Below are 19,741 nucleotides of genomic sequence, written 5' to 3'. Positions count from 1 at the left end.
ATGACTTACAGGTATATAGTGGCGTTCTGTAGGCGAGAGCCAGGGTATATCTGCTACATCCGGATCGTTAATATAGACAAAATCTACGTCTACCGCGCAGATAACTATCCAATGCGGTGCTTTCGAGCGGTCAAACTGCCAGGTACTGATTAGTGCCAACAAGATATAGCCATCCTGGAGTAGTTTACTTATTAGATCTAGATCCGGTTCGGTGATGAATAAAGGCAGCCCCAGTTGCTCAACTTTAGCCTGATCCGCCTGGTATACCCTTTGTATTACCGACTTTTTAGCTGCGCTGCGCACCGTATCTAAAAATAGTGGTCCTTGCTGATTCAGGAAGATTTGCACTTTGAAACCACGCTTTGCCGCAGCCAGCGCCAAACCTCTTGGACCACAACCACCATGACCAGACGTCATAAATACCGTTGTTGCTTCCCGCCACAGTTCAATTTCCAGATGCTCAGGACCGTATTCGCCCGGTTGAAAATAGTTAAATGCCATTAACAGACAAGCCGGGCCGCAGGTAAAAGGTGTGGTTTGAGCAATATAGGGCACCAACTTGGTATAGGACGCAGCCTGGTAATGATGGATTTGCTTTTGCAAACACAGCGCATCACTGTGATCTTCATAAAAATCCAGTTTAACGCCAAAAGGAAGATAACCGAGTTTTTGATACAACCTGACTGCAGCATGATTATCAGGCCGCACTTCTAAACGGAGCAACACACAATGTCTTAGCAATGCCTTTTGTTCTGCATCGGCAATCAGGCGTTTAGCTAAACCCTGACCTTGCAACTGCGGTAAGATGGCAATTGAATATAATCTGGCCATACTAGTACCACGCCGGTAGATTAGTAAGTAATAACCCACAATCTGCTTATCAAGACAGAGCACGAACAGATCACTACGCTTCTCGGAGATAAAGCGCCTAAAGCTGCGTTGACTCAGCCGATCGCTCTGAAAACATTGCAGCTCAATCACTAATAACGCCGATAAGTCCTGGCTGGTTGCTTCACGGATCTCAATAACTTTTTGCACATCCATCCGACGCAGTACTCAAAGCAGATGTCAGGTTATGCTCAGTATAGTAGCGGAATTTATTTTTATTACCGATACTTTAGATAAGTTCTCAGGAAAGAGGATAAGCTCAACTTTATGGCAAAACTGGTTATTGTCGTCGACAAACTGCAAGACTGGGCTCCGTTCTATCAATATGATGGCGTGATGAGTCTGCCAGCCTATTTAAAATGGCAGCCGAAACAAAAACAAAGAGTCCGGGTCATTAATCTGTGCCGACAGTCACATTATCTGGGAACCGGCTATTATTGTTCATTATTGGCGGAAGCCCGCGGCCACAATGTCATGCCCTCATTAAGGGCTTTTAATAAATTTAATCGTCATGAGATATCCGAGCTGATTGATGAACTGCCCGGAACGCTGCAAAACCTGTTGGATAAAGCTTTAGCTGACGCAAACGACCAACAACTGATATTTAATATTTATTTTGGTGAAACCTCCGACAAGACACTACGTAAATTTGCAAGTTATCTGTTTGATGCCTTACCGGTACCTATTCTACGGGTTGAGCTAACCCGGAAGAAAAACTGGCAGATCCGTTCAGTCAGAATCGGGGCGGTTCATAAGCTAACCGAAATTGAACAAGGGCATTTTGCCGAGGTTTTAGAACGTTACAGCCATAAAATCTGGCGCCTGGAACCGAAGAGCGCACGCTTTAAGTACGATCTAGCGATCCTGACCAACCCAAAAGAGCCCTTTCCGCCCTGCACTCCCAAATCGATAGCGTTATTCCGAAAAGCCGCCAAGCGCGCAGCAATGGATACCGAGTTAATCAGCGCCCGGGATATTCAGCGCTTAGCTGAATTTGATGGTCTGTTTATCCGCGAAACCACAGGCGTTAATCATCACACCTTTCATCTGGCGGTAAAAGCGGAGCGCGAGGGATTGGCCGTCATCGACGATCCGAACTCGATCTTGCGCTGTGGTAATAAGGTATACCTACAGACCCTATTTCAGCAGCATAAAGTACCAGTGCCGGATGGTTTAATGTTATTTAAGCAGGACGAGGATAACCTGGAGCGTGCCGCGGATACTCTAGGTTTGCCTTTGGTGCTAAAAATTCCGGATGGCAGTTTTTCCCGCGGTGTCGTTAAGGTCAGTACCTTAACAGAACTAAGGGCACAGTTAACGGCATTGTTTGAACAAAGTGCCATTATTCTAGCTCAGCGCTATACCTATACCGAGTTTGACTGGCGGATTGGCGTATTGAACGGTCAGCCACTATTCGCCTGTAAGTATTTTATGGCGCGTAACCATTGGCAAATTTATAAGCACGGTAAGGGCAAAACTCAGAGTGGCGGTTTTACCACCTGTGCGATTGCAGAGGTGCCGGCCCATGTGCTGCAAGCTGCGCTTGCCGCCTGTAAACCTATAGGTGACAGTTTATACGGTGTCGATCTGAAGCAAGCTGGTGAGCAGATATTTGTTATTGAGGTTAATGACAACCCAAATATTGATGATGGTGTCGAGGACTTGTATTTAGGCAGTAAACTCTATGACCTGCTGGTAGAAGATTTTATCCGGCGTATTGAATTAAACCGATAAAAAAACCGGCTTAAGCCGGTTGATTTGGTGCAGATGGAGAGACTCGAACTCTCACGCCTTGTGGGCACAAACACCTGAAGCTTGCGTGTCTACCAATTCCACCACATCTGCGTTATGTTTACAGCGCTAGCTGCTCAACATGGCGTGCAGTATAACGATTTCAAAAGCAGCGTCAACTGGCTTTTTTAAAAATCTTACTGTTTGCTTAAATTTACAACGCGCTTAATCAGGAAGTAAAAATAAATGCCTGCAAAGCAGGTTTTTGCCAAGGACGGCAAAAACAAAAAAACCGGCCTTAGCCGGTTAATTTGGTGCAGATGGAGAGACTCGAACTCTCACGCCTTGTGGGCACAAACACCTGAAGCTTGCGTGTCTACCAATTCCACCACATCTGCATAACGTTTTGCGCAGTACGCTCAACGTGGCGTGCAGTATAGCGACTTATCAGGCCGCGTCAATACGATTTTCAGCCTGATAAGCGCGGTTGCACAATTTAGCAGCGTTTTAGCCTTTTTGGGCTTTTTTCAGCAAGCCAATCTCTTCCAAACGTTGCATCAGATAGTCGTTAGAGTTAATCGGCTCCGGATAGCGGTTTGGCCGCTCAGCACTGACACAGCTGGCTAGGGTTTCAATCACATAATCCGGATTCGGATGCATAAAAAACGGGATAGAATAACGAGGCTCACCCGCCGCTGCCCCCGCCGGGTTCACCACCCGATGCGTCGTTGATGGCAGTACATGGTTAGTTAAGCGCTGCAGCATATCGCCGATATTGACGACAATAGTGCCTTCAATGGTGGTCACCGGTAACCAGCTACCATCGCGGCGCAAAATTTCCAGTCCCGCCTCATTAGAGCCCACCAATAAGGTGATCAGGTTAATATCTTCATGCTGACCAGCCCGGATCGATTGGGTTGAGGTATCCTTAATCGGTGGATAGTGAATAGGCCGCAGAATGGAATTACCGTAATTAACCTTGTCGGCAAAGTACGACTGGTCTTGCCCCAGGAAAAGTGCCAGCGCTTCCAATACCCGGTTACCCAGCTTTTCCAGCTCGGTGTATAAACGGTAAGTCGCGTCTTTAAATGCCGGTACTTCAGTTGGCCAGACATTTGGATATAAACTGGGATGCGGCGCCGGGCCGTCCAGCTCCCGGCCAACATGCCAGAATTCCTTTAGATCCGGGTGATTAGAATCCTTGGCTTTTTCCACGCCAAAACCGGTGTAACCACGTGCCCCACCCTGACCAGGCTGGTGATACTTGGCTTTAACTTCGGTTGGCAGTGCAAAAAACTGCTTAATAGCTTGATAAGTGTTCTCTATTACCTCATCCGGAATACCGTGACCACTAATGCCACAGAATCCAAACTCAGTATAGGCCTTGCCAATTTCGGCAACAAAGTTATCTTTGTCGGTGGCAAACCGTCTTATATCCAACGTTGGAACATGTTGAGTCATATAAAAGACCTGTTTTTAGCCTAAAGAAAAAAAGAACCCTGCAATCGCAGCGCTCATTAAATTCGCTAATGTTGCAGCAAGTAAGGCTTTTAAACCTAACTCGGCAATATCAGCGCGCCGGCCTGGCGCCATACCACCCAGGCCGCCTAACAAAATGGCAATTGATGAGAAATTGGCGAAGCCACACAGGGCGATAGTAACTATCACCTGAGTATGCGCGCTTAACTGCTCTTTCACCTGCACAAAGTCGAGGTATGCGACAAATTCATTAATCACCAGCTTTTGACCGATAAAACTACCAGCCGCGCGGGCTTCTTCCCAGGACACGCCCAGAATAAAAGCCAGTGGTTGGAATACGTAACCAAAAATCAGTTGTAAAGTAAGATCGTCTTTACCCAGCCAACCACCGATTCCACCGACAATGCCATTAACCAGGGCGATTAAACCAACAAAAGCCAATAACATAGCACCAACATTCAGTGCCAGCTGCATACCACTGGAAGCCCCTGCGGCTGCGGCGTCAATCAGATTAGTATGCGGCTTTTCAGTGGTAATCTCTGCCAGATCATTTTTGGGTGTTTCGGTCTCCGGCAAAATCATTTTTGCCATTAAAAAACCACCCGGTGCCGCCATAAAGCTGGCCGCAATCAGATACTTTAACTCCACACCTAAACCAGCATAGCCGGCTAATACCGAACCAGCTACCGATGCCAGCCCCCCTACCATCACGGCAAACAACTCAGAGCGGGTCATCGTTGGGATAAAAGGTTTAACAATAAGTGGCGCTTCAGTCTGACCAACAAAGATATTGGCCGCAGCGGACATCGACTCAGGCCGGCTGGTGCCCAGTAATTTTTGCAAACCGCCACCAATTAAACGAATTACCCAGGTCATAATACCGACGTGATATAGCACCGCTATTAATGACGAGAAGAAAATAATGATGGTTAGTACATGGATTGCAAAAATAAAGCCTTGTGAGAAGTTACCCAAGTCACCAAACAGAAACTGGATACCGGCGTTGGCATAGCCAATAACGTTCGCTACGACCTGAGAGATGCTATATAGCACCTCCTGACCAAAGGGCACGTACAGCACAAAGGCGCCAATGGCAATTTGAATAGCAAAGGCACCACCGACGGTGCGCCAGTTGATCCGGCGACGATTTGCTGACGCCAGGTAGGCGACCAATAACAGGGCAACAATGCCCACTAATCCCATCATAATGTTTTCCTGGTTGTTATTCCGACAATAGCTGGCGGATTTTTGCTTTTATAATATCGATAGCAATCTGGTTTTTGCCACCGCGGGTGACCACCAGATCGGCGTATTGTTTCGAGGGAGCGATAAATTCAAAAAAGGCTGGGCGAACGGTGCTTTCATACTGTTCAGTTACCGAGGACAAACTACGACCACGGTCTTCAAGATCGCGCTTGATCCGGCGCAGCAAACAGATATCCAGCGGCGTATCCATAAAAACCGTGATATCAAACTGCTCACGTAACTGCTCGTCGGTCAGCAATAAGATCCCTTCTACCAGGATCACTTTTGCCGGCTGAACCTTGATAGTGTCTTCAATGCGGGTGTGAAGTTTATAGCTATATTGCGGCATCGCTATGGTTTGGCCTGCACGCAATGCCTTTAAATGTTCAACCAGGAGTTCGTGTTCGAAGGCTGACGGATGGTCATAGTTAGTCAGGATCCGTTGTTCAAACGACAAATGACTCTGATCACGGTAGTAGGCATCTTCAGACAGGATCGCAATCCGTTCGCCACCCAACTCAGCTACCAGTTCCTGATAAACGGTTGAGGCAAATAAACTTTTGCCGGATGCTGACGCACCGGCTATTGCGATAATGGTTCTTTTACCCATAGCACTGCCCAAAGAATTGCAAATAGCTGGTAATTATCGCTAATAACGCCGTGATTAGGAATAAAAACTTCCAAAAAAAATGCCAGTCAATTGACTGGCATTTTTACGACCGCTAAATATTTAGAAGCGGTAGCTCACACCCATTTTCAGTCTCCAGGTAGAGAACTGGTTGTAGAACTTGTCGTAGTTGTTAGTGTTGCTGGTAACGTTACCATAAACGTACTGGCCAGTAGTTGGGTTGATTGTGAAGTCAACCAACTGAATAGTACCGAAATCACTACCATATACGCGACCTTGTGAACTGTCCAACAGATTCAGGAAGTTAGCGATAGTGAAGTAGAAGGTACCTTTATGGCCTTCTAACAGACCCGGGATTTCCTGACGGAAGTTCAGATCCAGTGTCGTCACCCAAGGAGTGGTGCTTGAGCCACGAGGTGCATAACCGCCAGCATACTTATCCAAGCCCAATGCATTGATGGTATTGAAGAAGTTGGTGCGGGCAGCATCAGTCAGGAATACTACGTTAGGGTCATTTGGTGTTGGGATATACACCAGTAACGCGTTAGAAGTAGTACCCGGGCTCAGCAGGTTGTATGGGTTACCGAAACCGGTACTGTTATTAAACGCCGTGTTATTACCGTTCAGGAAGTAGGTAATTGGCTTACCTGAGCGACGCTCATAGAACATATTTACATTGGTCTTGTAACCAGCGAAGAACTCATGCTCGTAGCCGAAGTTCACCACAAAACGGTGCTCGGTTTCAAAAGCTGAACGACCGATCAGTGCTTCGTTACGGTTAATTGCCGTATTGAAACCGAAGTTACTGCTCGCAGTTGAACTGGTACTGGTATGAGCGTCGGTAATATCCTGATTGGTATAAGAGGTAGTCACACGAATACCGTTATCCCAGGCTTTGCTCAACATAGTGCTGAAAATCTTAGAACGACCTTCTTTATCCGCATTGGTCAGCATGATGTCGCGTGGCTGAGTAGCATTGTAGATAATACGTTGACCGTCAGCAGTAAAACCTGCTTCACGACCAGTCAGACTTGGATCGATCCAGAAAGCCGTATTTTGTGGCTTTTTGTACATATATTCCGTGGTCCACATTACATCATCAGCAACGTAAGGAATATTAATCATATAGTCTGCAGCTAACTGGAAGCGCCAGTCAGATGGCATCTTAAAGTTAGGATCAGTGAAGTTAGTACCGGCAAATACTGCTGAATTAGCAACAGCATCTTTAAATGCTTGCGGAACGTCTTTGATATCTACACCAACCAAAGCAGCAGCCAGTGGGTTGCTTGATGGACGGCTAACATCAAACTGTGCAATACCTACACCAGGATTTGAGTAAGCGTTTGAAATCCAAACTGTTGGTTGACCACCAGAGAAGCGACCAATACCACCACGAATGGTTAAATCATCAGCAGCGTCCCATTTAAAACCAAAACGTGGCAGGAAGATACCTAAACCATCCAGGTTTTCAGTGTTATCAAACCCTGTACGATCTTTCGCTTGCTGGTTAAACTTAGGAACGTCGCTTGATGCCAGCATTTCATAACGCAGACCGATATCAATTTGCAGACTATCGGTAGCGAACCACTGATCATGAACATAGAACGCATGCTCGTCACGAACGAACTCAGCAGCTGCATCAGCTGGATTTAAGCTGGTAGCGTTTTGATAAATCAAGCGTGAAGCTAGACGGTTTTCAAAATCCGCTAAACTATTGAACGTGTAGGAACCTTTAGTGTTCTGTAAGAACATGTTAAAGATATCCAAACGTTTGAACTGGTAACCGAAGCTCAGGTTATGATCACCCAACAGATAATCAGCATCGATAGCAACGATGGTTGATTTCTTATTCAGTTCGTTTGAATGACGTGAGAAGTCAGAACCTAAACCGATGTTGTTACTACCGACACCGATATTTACAGTGATATCACCAAAGTCACCAAAAGAAGCCTGAGTCGTTGGGTTATCAATATAGGTCACACTAAACTGAGTCGAGAAGTCAGGCGTCCAGTCAGAGTAAAGCTTGAACGCGTAGTTGTTCAGATCTTCGATACGATTGTACCAGTGTGAAGACAAGCGTAAACGGTTAGCTGCAGAAGTGGTATTTGCGGTTCTGTTGCCTTTGTTGTACTGATAGGTGAATGCTGCGCGGTGATCCTGGCTAATGTTCCAGTCCAGCTTAACTAACAGCTTCTTGTCATCAGTAACAGGTGTTAAATCCCAAGAACCGGCATCAACACCATAAACGTCACGGGCAATACGACGCACAGCTTCGTAGTCCGCTAAACTGGCAACTGAGGTGTTCGCTGCACCGCTACCAGCCGGACCCCATTCGATTGGCGTATCAGCTTCATAGTACTCGTAAGAAACGAAATAGAACAATTTATCCTGAACGATAGCACCGCCCACGGTCGCGCCATAGGTATATTCATCAAAATTCAGTGGACGAGGAGTACGGCCTTGTTTTGGAGTACCAGCCCACTTGTCGCTTTGCTTTTCGTACATCACGCTGCCAGTAAACTGGTTTGTACCAGATTTAGTTACTGCGTTAATTTTAGCGCCCTGGAAACCGCTGTCCTTGGCATTAAAAGGTGATACATCGATAGTGATCTGGTCGATGGCATCTAATGAAATTGGTGAACGGGTCGTTGGATAACCGTTAGCGTTCAGACCGAAGTCGTCGTTCTGGGCAATACCATCGATACTGATACTGTTAAAACGTGGGTTAGTACCGGCAACCACTAACTCACCATCTTTGGCAGTTAGTACGGCCAGTGGGTTATTCCGCACCACATCTTTAATATCGCGGTCAAAACTTGGGGTATTAGCAACATCATTGGCACTGAAGTAGCTGCTGCTGCCGGTATTGCCGGCCAGAATAGCAGTACCCGTAACAGCAATACGCTCAACTTGTTGTGCTTCTAACTCAGCGTTAATCCTGAAAGACTCGCCAAGTGAAATAAAGATGTTGTTATAAACCTTAGTACCTTGCGGGCTGGTAATGGTAATGGTGTAAGGACCACCAACACGTAAACCTGAGCTGGCAAAAGCACCGGCCTGGTTAGTCGTTGCAACAGAACGGGTGCCTGAAGGCACGTGTAAAATTTCAACGCGGGCGTTGGCTGCAACTTCACCTGTTGCAGTAACAACGTTACCACGAATTGCAGAAGAGGTATCAGCAAATGCCATGTTGCTTACGCCAAGCGCGAGCGTAACAGCCATCGCTAAGTGTCTAATTTTCATATCGTTTTCACCTGGTAGTTGTGGGTTATGCTAAATCCGATTTAGTTTTTTGCACAGATAGTGTTCAATCGGGTATCCAAGCCTAAACTAAGATTATTTCACTTTCGTTACAGATACCAAATTATAGGAACTTATCTATAGTTATACTGTCAAAGGGCGTTCCCGTCATATTAGTGTAACATGTCTAATTTCTGATGCGAATAATAGTGCAGAAAATCAACGAAAAAAGTTCCATTTAATTTTATAATTTCTCAAAGACACCTCCCCTTCCCGACATTCTGCAGACATTATCAGCCAGCTTGCCCGGTCAATACTGGATCTTCTGTCATCGACTGGCTATGCTGATTGACCTTTTCGTTATATCGGGAACAGCAATGCTTCAACGCTTGATCGCCAAACTTTGTGTTGGCTTTTTTTTACTCAACAGTCAGGTGCTTATGGCCACACAGCAAATCACTGTCGCTACCTTTAATGTCAGTATGGAAGCCGAGAACTACCTGCCGCGAGGCGAAAGAGGTAGCAGCCAAATATTGATTGATATTCTGGCCAACGGCGACCACCCTCAGGTGAAAAATATTGCTGCCATTATTCAGCGGGTGCGGCCAGACATCCTGCTATTAAATGAATTTGACTATATTGCCGATCCGAAACAAGGTATCGAAGCCTTTATCAAAAACTATCTTAATCAGCCACAAGCCGGCAGCCAGCCGATTGATTACCCCTACTACTATTACAATACGGTCAATACTGGCCAACCCAGCCCGTTTGACCTGGATAATGATGGCGCGGCGACCGGTGTAGGCGCCGATGCCTGGGGCTATGGCTTTTATCCGGGCCAGTACGGCATGGTGTTGCTGTCAAAATATCCGATCCAGAGCGAGCAGATCCGCACTTTCCAGCATTTTAAATGGCGCGACATGCCGGGGCATAAAGTCACGCTAAAAGCTGACGGCTCCCCCTGGTATAGTGCCGAAGCCTGGCAACAACTGCCGCTGTCTTCGAAAGCCCATTGGGATATCCCGATACAGATCAACGGTATCAATGTACACCTGCTGGCCAGCCATCCGACACCGCCGGTATTTGACGGCCCGGAAAACCGCAATGGCAAACGCAATCATGATGAGATCCGGTTCTGGGTAGATTATCTGCAACCAACGCAAGCGACTTATATCTACGATGACCAGGGCACAACAGGTGGTCTGGCAGCCGGTAGCCGCTTTGTGATTGTCGGTGATCTGAACGCCTCAGCGGAAGGTGAAGGCGATGCGATTCATAGCGGTATCTTAAGTTTGGTGCAGCATCCGCTGGTAAACGGTAGCTTTGTCCCGACCAGTATTGGCGCTGCTGAACATAGCCCGGATCGTCCACACGCAGCCAGTCATACCGCCAGTTGGCGGATGCGGGCAGACTATGTGCTGCCATCGAAGCAAGGCTTGAAGATTAAAGAAGGTGGAGTCTTCTGGCCGGCAAAAGCCGATGCGGACTATCCGTTAGTCGGCGCCCGTGATGCCAGCTCAGATCACCGGCTGGTTTGGCTAACCCTGCAGCTCACCGATTAGCGCTTTAGCGCTTAATCGGTTGCACATGTACCGTGACCTCTTCCCGGTCATGGTACAGATGCCGCGCCTGCAGTTGGTATCGGAATCCCGCATCCTGCAACTGTTGCTCAAACGCAGCCAGTACTTCTTTTACAGTCTCGTAGCGTCTTTTCATCGGTAATTTCAGGTTAAAGATGGTTTCCTGACACCAACCCTGAATTAACCACTCTGCAATGCGCGCGGCAACGCGCTGCGGCTGCTCAATCATATCGCAAACCAACCAGTACACATTTTTCTTGGCGGGCACAAATTTGAAACCGTCCACCATCAGATGCTTCACCTGCCCCGTTTCCATTAGCGACTCAGCCATGGGACCATTGTCGATAGCGGTCACCATCATACTGCGTTTCACCAACTGATAGGTCCAGCCACCAGGACAAGCACCTAAATCCACCGCTTGCATACCTGGCGCCAGCCGGGTTTCCCATTCATCTTTCGGGATAAAGGCAATAAAGGCTTCTTCCAGCTTTAAAGTACTGCGACTGGGCGCTTCCGGCGGGAACTTCAGCCGCATAATACCGTTTTCCAGCGCAGAATTATTCTCCGGGTAAGACAAACCCAGATAACCGCTGGTGCCACTTAATAAAAACAAGTGCAAAACCGGCGCACGTTTATGTTCTTTTTGCAGCATCACCCCAGCCTGACGCAAGGACTGGCGCAGCGGCACAGTCAGCTTGCGTGCCAGTGTCGATAACGTCTTGCCATCGTTCGTATCGGGGAATTCCACCCGCAAGCTACCACAGCCGCTGAGTTCTTCCGCCAGTGCGGCCTGCAGTACGGGCGCGATCCGATCCTGGGCTGGCAGCTCCAGTTCGCCGCTTAGCAGCAATAACCACTGCCGGATAAAGATAAAGTGCTGAAAATCGAAATCGCGGTAAAAGCGTTGTAACGCTTCACTGTCATAGGCCTCAAAGATCACAAAGGCGCTGTTGGCTTTCAGTTTACAAAAACCAAATACCTCAAAGGCTGCGGCCTGCTCCTGTAGCTCAGCCGCCGCTTCTTTTTCAAAGCCGGCACGGCAATATACTAATAATTGTTTCATCTTACTCTCTATGCCAGCTTGTCTGGCGCCAGCTTGCGATGGCCAGAAGCAGCCACCCTAAAATAAAGCTCTGGCCACCCAGCGGGGCCAAAGCCGAAAAATGTAGCGGCAAGGCAAAAACGCCGCTTAACAGTGTCCAACAAAACAGCCAGACACCCAGATGCCAGCAGAGTCTGACGGCCAGTAACAGCTTCGTCGGCTGCCAGATATTTAACAGCAGCAAACCTAAAGCATGTAATGCCAACATGGCTAAAGCAGCCAATACCCGCCCGGTCGCCAGCTCCGTTAAGCTGCTTTGCCATAAATGCATCAATGCTGCCGCAAGCGCCACTACGGCGCCGCCGTATAAGGCTGCCAGACTAGTACTTAACTTTAGCCAGAATTGCATCAATACTCCCGCGGGTAAGCTCGGCGGCCTGCGCTATTAATTGGCGCTGGCTCAAGCCGCTACTTTTAAGTGGCTGAAAATCGTGATCCGCTGTTTTTAACCAATGCACTGTCACCTCAGGCCAAGCTGAAATCAGCGCGCTCAGTTCAGCGTAGTTGCCAAAGGGATCCCGTTCGCCCTGCATTATAATAAGCGGCCGGCTAAGCTCAGAAAAATGCCCGGTACGCCACTGTGCTTTACGCGGTGGATGAAATGGATAACCATAAGCAAACACCGCCCCAACCCGCTCCTCCAAAGATTCAGGCAGCGCGGCCAGCAGCGACGCAACACGCCCACCCATTGATTTACCGCCAATAAACAGCGGCAAATCGTCACCCAGCGCCTTTATCGCCGCAGCTAACTCCGGTAGCAAACTGGCAACTTTAGGCGGCGGCACCGGTTTACCAAGTTCGAGTTTACGCTGCATATAAGCAAACTCGAACAACGCTACATCTATCTGCTGTTGCTGCAGCGCTGCGGCCAGCTGCTGCATAAAGGCGCTATCACAGCCGGCGCCGGCGCCATGGCAAAGTAATAACCTGGCCACCGCTGTCATGCCAGCACCCGCAACGCTGCCAACAATGCCGGCAATGCCAGACGATCGACTAGCATTTAATCATCCATTGCCACAGCATTGGTAAATTGCTGCTCGGCGAATTCGGCCTGCTCGGCACTGACCATATCCAGCATCCACTGCCGGAACGCCATGATTTTGCCAAGCTCGGTTTGGCTTTCGCGACACACCAGATAGTAAGAGTCTTTACTGATCAGCACATGATTAAAAGGTACGATCAGCCGGCCAGAGCTAATATCCGGCCGCGCTAGTACATTATGCGCCAAGGCTACGCCCTGACCATGAATCGCCGCCTGCAGCACCATCGAGGAATGACTAAAAATCGGTCCCTGGTTGACATTAAAGTTTTTAAAACCCTGGGTAGTAAACCAGGCTTTCCAGGCACGGCGTGAGCCATCATGCAGCAGGTTATGAAACCGCAGATCAGTTGGCTCTTTCAGCGGTTTGCTGCCATTTAATAGCAGCGGCGAGCACACCGGCAATAAATATTCGGTATGCAATTTATCTGCATGCAGGTTACGCCAGTTACCGCGACCATAATAAATGGCGACATCAACATCATCGGTCAGCGAGCCTTCATCCTGATCCACGGCCTTGATCCGCACATCGATATCCGGATGCTGTTCACTAAACTGGTTTAACCGCGGTACCAGCCACTGAATAGCAAAGCTTGGCTGCAGGCTGACGGTAAGCGAGCCCTTAGCACCACGCGCCAGCAATTTTTCGGTGGCTTCGTGTAGCTGCAAAAAGATCTCTTTAATATCGAGAAAATAGCTCTGCCCTTCTTCGGTTAGCAGCAAAGAGCGGTTTTTCCGCATAAAGAGTTTCAGCCCCAGATGATCTTCCAGTGCTTTGATCTGGTGACTAATCGCCGCCTGAGTCACATACAGCTCTTCGGCCGCCTTGGTAAAACTTAGATGCCGGGCAGCAGTTTCAAAAGCTTTTAATGCATTAAGTGGCGGTAAACGGCGGGCCATAAGTCTCCGAAACGGGCGTAATGCAGCGTTTAGTTAGCAGGTGGCGTGTAGCCATCAATCTGCACATCCTGCCCCTGGAACAAAAAGGCTTCCATCTGCTGCTCCAACAACTTGCGATGCTCAACATTCATCATATTCAGCTTTTTCTCGTTAATCAGCATCACCTGTTTTGCCTGCCACTGTGCCCAGGCTTCTTTGCTGATGTTGTCGAAAATTTTCTTACCCAGATCGCCCGGATAGAACTGGAAATCCAATCCCGGCGCCTCTTTTTGCAGAAATTGGCAAAATACGGTACGGCTCATAATTTTTCCTTGCTCAGACTTAATGCAGCCAGCTGCTGCAGCAGTTTTTTTGCCGGGGCTGATAACCCCAGCTCAGGTATGGCGCTTATTGTATACCAGAGCGCGGCAGATTGCTCCTCTACCCGCGCCGGCAAGCTGGAAAGTTGCAGCCAAAGCGGATTGATCCATAAATGAAAATGGCTGAAGGTATGCCGAAAGGTCGCCAGCTCCGTTTGTTGTTGCACCGCCAGACCTTGCAGCGCGATAAATTGCTCGCGCTCTGCGGCAGTGGCAAATTCCAGAAAACCATACAAGCCACCCCATAAGCCATTAGCCGGACGCTGCTTTAGCAACACCTGATCGGCTACGGTTAACAGTAGCCAAAAACTTTGCTGCTCAGGTAAGGCTTTCTTTGGCTTTTTACCCGGATAACCTTGCTGCTCGCCCTTAAGCGCCGCCTGACAATGCCGGGCGAGCGGACACTCGGCACAACGCGGTTTGCTGCGGCTGCAAAGCGAAGCGCCCAAATCCATCATCGCCTGATTAAACTGCTTTACTGTATCCTTAGGCGTATAGCGCTCTGCGAGTTGCCATAGCTGCTGCTCGACCTTTTTCTCGCCCGGCCAGCCGCTTAACGCGGCAAAACGGCTTAGTACCCGCTTGCAGTTACCATCCAAAATCGGATAGTGCTGTCCCAGCGACAACGACAGGATAGCACCGGCGGTAGAACGCCCGACACCGGGCAGCGCCAATACTTGTGCAAATTCGGTTGGAAATTCGCCCTGATGTAGTTCGACGATCTGCCGTGCCGCCTGATGTAAATTACGCGCCCGCGCATAATAGCCAAGACCAGTCCAGTAGTGCAGCACCTCGTCGATTTGCGCAGCAGCCAGGGTGTTAACGTCCGGGAAACGGGCGAAAAAACGCTGAAAATAGGGTTTTACTGTCACCACCTGAGTCTGCTGTAACATTACCTCCGAGAGCCAGGTTTTATAGGGGCTGGGCTGTTGCTGCCAGGGTAAATCTTTGCGGCCATGTTGCTGGTACCATGCTACCAACTGCTCACTAAACCAGGTATCAGTTTGCAAAAATACGACTCCTGCCATTGAAAAGCGCCAATTGTAACAGAGCCCGAGGTTGAGCTTGCTACCGTTTCCAAGGATAATAGCCCACTTATTTTTCAGATTGGAGCTTTGCATGACCAACCAGGCCACACCGCCAAACGACCATCAGCCGGATGATGCCAGTACGCAACCTTATTTACGGCGGATCCGCTCTTTCGTGTTGCGTGAAGGCCGCTTAACCAAGGGCCAACAACTGGCGCTGGAAAATCACTGGTCAGGCTATGGCGTGGATTATCAGCCAGCACTACTGGATCTGGACCTGTTATTTGGTCGCAGCGCCCCGCGGGTACTGGAAATTGGCTTTGGTATGGGCAAATCACTGGTGGCGATGGCAAAGGCCGCGCCAGCACAAGACTTTATCGGCATTGAAGTGCATAAGCCAGGGGTTGGTGCCTGCTTATCCGAAGCCGTTACGCAGGGCGTAAGCAATCTGAAAGTGTTTGAACATGATGCGGTTGAAGTGTTAGCTGAGATGATCCCAGAGCAAAGCCTGGATACAGTGCAACTGTTTTTCCCGGATCCCTGGCACAAAAAGCGCCATCATAAAAGACGGATCGTGCAGCCAGACTTTGTGCAGGCACTGCGCAGTAAATTAAAGATCGGTGGTGTCTTTCATATGGCGACCGATTGGGAAAACTATGCCGAGCATATGCTGGAAGTCATGCAAGCTGCCGAAGGTTTTCAGAACTTATCCGCCAACAACACCTATGTCGAACGTCCGGAGCACCGGCCTTTGACCAAATTCGAACAACGCGGCCAGCGCTTGGGCCATGGTGTCTGGGATCTGATGTTTAAAAGGATAAGTTAATGCTTGCTAACAGCAGTCAGCTGATTTTACGCAACCTGGACGATTTACAGGGCCCGGTATTATTTGTCGAGCCAGAAGCCGACCAACTGGCCCGCCAGTTAGCGGCCCTGGGACAAATCAGCTGCTTTACTACCGATGCCGCCGTTAAACAGCAGTGGCAGCAAGCCGGTGCCGAAGTTTACTTTAGCGCTACGCCGGCCTTTAGCCAGCAGTTTGCCACCGCAGTGTTGTTTTATCCCAAGAGTAAAGAATTACTGGCCGATAATCTGGCCCGTATCGCCAGTGCACTGCAGCCTGATGCCCAGCTCTATGTGGTAGGTGATAATAAAGGCGGTATTAAAAGCCTGGTTAATCATGCCGAGAAGCTGGGGTTACATGCACATAAACTGGATAACGCCAAGCACTGCCTGTGGTTTTCACTCGCTGGCGATCTCTGTCAAATCAAACCCGGCGCCATAAGTCAGTTTAACATTCAGCATAAGGGTAAGAACCTGACAATCTGTTCGCTGCCTGGGGTATTTAATCACGGTAAGCTGGATACCGGCACGGCGCTGTTACTGCAGCACCTGGGTCATATCCAGGATGGCAAGGTGCTGGATTTCGCCTGCGGCGCTGGCATTATTGGCGCCGCACTAAAACAGCAGGCGCCAGGCATTGAGCTGTATTGCTCGGATATCAGTGCTTTAGCTATCGCTGCGACCAACGCCACCTTACAGGCTAACCAACTGAGTGGTCAGGTTATTGCCGCTGATGGTTTGCCCGCACAGCCGCAGCTGTTTAAGCATATTGTCAGCAATCCGCCCTTTCATACCGGCATTAAAACCGACTACAGTATCAGTGAAGCCTTTATTGCCCAAAGCGCGGCGCGGCTACAATCTGGTGGTACCTTAACACTGGTCGCCAACAATCATCTCGCCTACCAACAACTGCTGGAGCAAGCCTTTGGTAAGGTGAATATTCTGGCCAAAGCCAATGGTTTTGTGATTTATCAGGCTACGAAAAAATAGCCTTAACAGGAGGCAGTAACGGTGCGGTTTAGCTTATTCGCATTTGGCAGTCTGATATTAGTAAAGCTGATGCCAGCGGCACTACTTGCAGCCGAAACTAACACGACCATCGAAAGCGCTACTGCGGCGACCAGCGCGGGTTGTTTGCAGGCACCCGGACGGACCCGGGCCTGTCCGCATAAACTGTACCGGGCTATGCAATTACCCGGTATGACGGCCCCGGCCCTGCGCTGTATTTGCGTCACTGACTTTGCGCCCCTGCTGACAGAGCCCGAAACGCCCGAGCAACGCTTGGCACAGCTGCGTTTAAAACAACAATTATCCGCGCATTTGCAACATGATGTGGAGCCGGTACTGCAGATTATCCGGCGCTAGTGCGCCTGCTTCCCGACGGCCTAATCAGGCCGGTAACAACACCAAACGGCTGGCAAAACTTCCCAGATACTCTTCCTGACCAGCCAGCAGTACCGGGACTAGGTAAAGCTCATTGCGTTCCACCCAGTAAATCGCATTTTGGGTAAACTCTTCTGCCAAAGCAATGCCCAGCGCTTTATCACAAAACACCAACCAGCTTTTTTCCTGAAAACTGTAATCAGGTGCCGCCCCTATCACTGAGCGATAAGGACAACCCAGCTGCTGTAACCGCTGTTGCAGTTTCTTATCCAGTAATTGGTTAAATAGCGTATGGGTAATTTGACCGGCAGGATTCTGGCCGCTGATGATGGCAAAACTCACGCCGGGAGCCAGGCCCTGGTGACAGAGGAAAATCGTTTCTTTATAACTTTGCCATAAATTCATGCTCGGCCTCCGCCCGCCAGAACTGCAACTACTATAATATTGATGGATAAAATTTCCACTTTCCTTTGCGAAAAAGCTGAATTCTGTTTAGCATCTAGTAAGCAGATTGCGAAAGTAAGGACCATCTGGCCGAACATGAGTGGCATCAATCGCACCACTTCAATGAAAACAGCATTAATTTTTTTAGTCATGCTGATTTGCAGTTTAACTTTGGCTGTGGCCCTGATTTTATCCAATGGCCTGGATTTTAAACGCCAACAAAAGCAACTGGAGCAAGAGTTAGCGGCCTTGCTCAATATTATTGCCATCAATACACAGTCGACACTGTTAACCAATAACAGATTTCGCGAAGAACAGCGCCTGGCCGCTTTTGATGCTATTACCGCTATTAAGAATATTCATATCTATAAATACGATGAAGCCGGGCAACAGCTTAATTTCTTCGTCAGTTATAATCGTAAAGATATTGGCCCCTGGCCACTGCAGATTGACCGTATCAGCGAAATCATTACCCAAAAACAACCGATCCGTAAAGGCGATACGCTAGAGTTTGGTCGAGCCGTGGTACTGGATAATCAGTTGCTTGGTTATGTTTATGTTCGCGCCACCGCGGAAGAACTGACACAATCGCAACGTCAACAAACACTGGTCAGCATTCTGATCGCCATTCTCGCTTTACTACTCGGTTACATCCTGGTGTTACAGTTACAAAAGCGCTTTACCGGACCACTTAATGTGCTGCTCGATTTAGTACACCGCGTAGCGCGGGAAAGGGATTACTGTGTGCGGGCGCCGGCCGCTAAGGTGCAAGAGTTTAATCTACTCAGTCGGGCCTTTAATACGATGATGGATCGAATTGAGAGCCAACTGAATAAACGCGCACAGGCTGAAGACGAAATTAAGCAGTTAAATCAGAGTTTGGAGCAAAAAATTGCCGAGCGGACTGCCGCACTGCGGGAGTCGAATCAGGAATTATTAAATACCCTGGCCACCTTGCATCAATATCAAAACCAGATTGTTGAAACCGAAAAAATGGCCAGCCTGGGGCAGATGGTGGCTGGCATCGCCCACGAAGTAAACACCCCCATTGGCTTAGGGGTTACCGCCTCAACACTACTGCAGGACAAGGTTCAGGAAATTGAAAGCGCTTTTGAAAACAAAACGCTGAGCTCAAACCAGTTAGCGCGCTTTCTTAGTGACAGTAAAGAAAACCTGGGGATTATCTATCGCAACCTTGAGCGCGCCGCTGGCTTAATTAGCAGTTTCAAACAGGTCGCGGTTGATCAGTCGAATGAGAATCAGCGCCAATTTAATATGCTGCAGCTGATTAATGAAGTACTGCTGTCGCTGCGACCTAATCTGAAAAAGACGAATCATCAAATTCATATTGATTGCCCGCCGGAACTTACCATCAACAGTAAACCAGGGCCCATTAATCAAATCTTGATTAATCTGATTATGAATAGTCTGCTGCACGCCTTTGACGAGGGCAGCGCTGGTGAGATCAATATTCGGGTCGAGCTCAAACATCACCGCTGCCTGCTACATTACAGCGACAATGGCAAGGGAGTACCTGAGCATATCCGTAAGCGGATCTTTGACCCCTTCGTGACCACAAGACGTGGTGAAGGCGGCAGCGGCCTGGGAATGCACCTGGTCTATAATCTGGTCACTCTGGCGTTAAATGGCAAGATCCTCTTAGAAAGTAGTTTGGGTGAAGGCATTCAAATCGATATTGATTTCCCGGTGGGCAATCTAAGCCCAAGCAAACTAAATAATCGCTAGACTAACCACTTGAAAAATAAAGCAATCAACAAACCAGAAGCATTAGGAAAGACTAATTGTTAACAAAAATCTTGTTAACAATTGGCCGCTTGGATTATAATCAGCT

18 protein-coding genes and 2 tRNA genes (1 of these 20 only partly in view) are annotated in these 19,741 nt (G+C 48.6%); 6 read left to right on the top strand and 14 right to left on the bottom strand.

Annotated elements, in window-relative coordinates; all coding sequences use genetic code 11:
- A protein-coding gene (locus H1D31_RS05095; protein WP_261256658.1) for a GNAT family N-acetyltransferase/peptidase C39 family protein crosses the window boundary here: on the bottom strand, positions 1-1,044 show its 5' portion. It extends 72 nt beyond the left edge of the window; the window shows 1,044 of its 1,116 coding nt (coding positions 1-1,044); its start codon is at positions 1,042-1,044; the stop codon falls past the left edge of the window.
- A gap of 111 nt (positions 1,045-1,155) precedes the next feature.
- Here H1D31_RS05095 and H1D31_RS05090 point away from each other — a divergent pair, with 111 nt between their 5' ends.
- On the top strand, positions 1,156-2,622 hold the full coding sequence (locus tag H1D31_RS05090; RefSeq protein ID WP_261256657.1) for a RimK family protein: 1,467 nt from the start codon (positions 1,156-1,158) through the stop codon (positions 2,620-2,622).
- A gap of 25 nt (positions 2,623-2,647) precedes the next feature.
- Here H1D31_RS05090 and H1D31_RS05085 read toward each other — a convergent pair.
- The 6 genes from H1D31_RS05085 to H1D31_RS05060 all read right to left on the bottom strand — a co-directional run bounded on the left by H1D31_RS05085 (position 2,648) and on the right by H1D31_RS05060 (position 9,214).
- Positions 2,648-2,733 (bottom strand) — tRNA-Leu (locus H1D31_RS05085).
- A 198-nt stretch (positions 2,734-2,931) separates the two neighbouring features.
- Positions 2,932-3,017 (bottom strand) — tRNA-Leu (locus H1D31_RS05080).
- Between the two features lie 109 nt (positions 3,018-3,126).
- Complete coding sequence (locus H1D31_RS05075; protein WP_008949821.1) at positions 3,127-4,080, bottom strand: isopenicillin N synthase family dioxygenase; 954 nt, start codon at positions 4,078-4,080, stop codon at positions 3,127-3,129.
- Between the two features lie 15 nt (positions 4,081-4,095).
- Entirely contained in the window at positions 4,096-5,304 is a 1,209-nt protein-coding gene (locus tag H1D31_RS05070; protein ID WP_008608634.1) for a NupC/NupG family nucleoside CNT transporter, read from the bottom strand.
- 16 nt (positions 5,305-5,320) lie between these two features.
- Complete coding sequence (udk, locus tag H1D31_RS05065; RefSeq protein ID WP_261256649.1) at positions 5,321-5,953, bottom strand: uridine kinase; 633 nt, start codon at positions 5,951-5,953, stop codon at positions 5,321-5,323.
- Positions 5,954-6,073: 120 nt separating this feature from the next.
- Positions 6,074-9,214, bottom strand: coding sequence for a TonB-dependent receptor (locus tag H1D31_RS05060; RefSeq protein ID WP_261256647.1), 3,141 nt, complete (start codon positions 9,212-9,214; stop codon positions 6,074-6,076).
- A 374-nt stretch (positions 9,215-9,588) separates the two neighbouring features.
- Here H1D31_RS05060 and H1D31_RS05055 point away from each other — a divergent pair, with 374 nt between their 5' ends.
- Positions 9,589-10,773: an endonuclease/exonuclease/phosphatase family protein gene (locus H1D31_RS05055; RefSeq protein ID WP_261256646.1), complete on the top strand. Its 1,185-nt coding sequence runs from the start codon at positions 9,589-9,591 to the stop codon at positions 10,771-10,773.
- Positions 10,774-10,777: 4 nt separating this feature from the next.
- On the opposite strand, the gene rlmM is transcribed toward H1D31_RS05055, so the two are convergent.
- Genes rlmM through mutY form a run of 6 tightly spaced genes read right to left on the bottom strand, consistent with a single transcriptional unit; the run spans position 10,778 to position 15,201 of the window.
- Positions 10,778-11,854: a 23S rRNA (cytidine(2498)-2'-O)-methyltransferase RlmM gene (rlmM, locus tag H1D31_RS05050; protein ID WP_261256633.1), complete on the bottom strand. Its 1,077-nt coding sequence runs from the start codon at positions 11,852-11,854 to the stop codon at positions 10,778-10,780.
- 1 nt (position 11,855) lies between these two features.
- A complete protein-coding gene (locus tag H1D31_RS05045; protein WP_008949826.1) occupies positions 11,856-12,242 on the bottom strand; it encodes a hypothetical protein in 387 nt (128 codons plus the stop codon).
- Positions 12,214-12,837: an alpha/beta family hydrolase gene (locus H1D31_RS05040; RefSeq protein ID WP_261256629.1), complete on the bottom strand. Its 624-nt coding sequence runs from the start codon at positions 12,835-12,837 to the stop codon at positions 12,214-12,216. Before H1D31_RS05040 ends, H1D31_RS05045 begins: the two co-directional genes overlap by 29 nt.
- Positions 12,838-12,893: 56 nt before the next feature.
- Positions 12,894-13,832: a transcriptional regulator GcvA gene (locus tag H1D31_RS05035; RefSeq protein ID WP_261256627.1), complete on the bottom strand. Its 939-nt coding sequence runs from the start codon at positions 13,830-13,832 to the stop codon at positions 12,894-12,896.
- Positions 13,833-13,861: 29 nt separating this feature from the next.
- Entirely contained in the window at positions 13,862-14,134 is a 273-nt protein-coding gene (locus H1D31_RS05030) for an oxidative damage protection protein (protein WP_008608644.1), read from the bottom strand.
- Positions 14,131-15,201, bottom strand: a complete 1,071-nt coding sequence (gene mutY / locus H1D31_RS05025) for an A/G-specific adenine glycosylase (protein ID WP_261256624.1) — start codon at positions 15,199-15,201, stop codon at positions 14,131-14,133. Before mutY ends, H1D31_RS05030 begins: the two co-directional genes overlap by 4 nt.
- Positions 15,202-15,310: 109 nt before the next feature.
- Between mutY and trmB the strand changes: the two genes are divergently transcribed.
- Genes trmB through H1D31_RS05010 form a run of 3 tightly spaced genes read left to right on the top strand, consistent with a single transcriptional unit; the run spans position 15,311 to position 17,427 of the window.
- Positions 15,311-16,045 (top strand): tRNA (guanosine(46)-N7)-methyltransferase TrmB, encoded by a 735-nt coding sequence (trmB, locus tag H1D31_RS05020; RefSeq protein WP_008608646.1) that lies wholly within the window; start codon positions 15,311-15,313, stop codon positions 16,043-16,045.
- Positions 16,045-17,052 carry a class I SAM-dependent methyltransferase gene (locus H1D31_RS05015; protein WP_261256623.1) on the top strand — a complete coding sequence of 336 codons (1,008 nt, stop codon included), beginning with the start codon at positions 16,045-16,047 and terminating at the stop codon, positions 17,050-17,052. Before trmB ends, H1D31_RS05015 begins: the two co-directional genes overlap by 1 nt.
- A 21-nt stretch (positions 17,053-17,073) precedes the next feature.
- On the top strand, positions 17,074-17,427 hold the full coding sequence (locus H1D31_RS05010) for a hypothetical protein (RefSeq protein WP_008608649.1): 354 nt from the start codon (positions 17,074-17,076) through the stop codon (positions 17,425-17,427).
- A gap of 24 nt (positions 17,428-17,451) precedes the next feature.
- On the opposite strand, the gene H1D31_RS05005 is transcribed toward H1D31_RS05010, so the two are convergent.
- Entirely contained in the window at positions 17,452-17,850 is a 399-nt protein-coding gene (locus tag H1D31_RS05005; RefSeq protein ID WP_008608650.1) for a DUF3293 domain-containing protein, read from the bottom strand.
- A gap of 135 nt (positions 17,851-17,985) precedes the next feature.
- Here H1D31_RS05005 and H1D31_RS05000 point away from each other — a divergent pair, with 135 nt between their 5' ends.
- Positions 17,986-19,635, top strand: a complete 1,650-nt coding sequence (locus tag H1D31_RS05000; protein WP_261256617.1) for an ATP-binding protein — start codon at positions 17,986-17,988, stop codon at positions 19,633-19,635.
- Positions 19,636-19,741: the final 106 nt, after the last annotated feature.

This window comes from Alishewanella sp. BS5-314, assembly GCF_025377695.1.
In the GTDB taxonomy this organism is placed as follows: Bacteria; Pseudomonadota; Gammaproteobacteria; order Enterobacterales; family Alteromonadaceae; genus Alishewanella; species Alishewanella aestuarii.
Note: the sequence above shows the minus strand (reverse complement) of the source record. Positions and strands in the feature narration are given on the sequence as shown.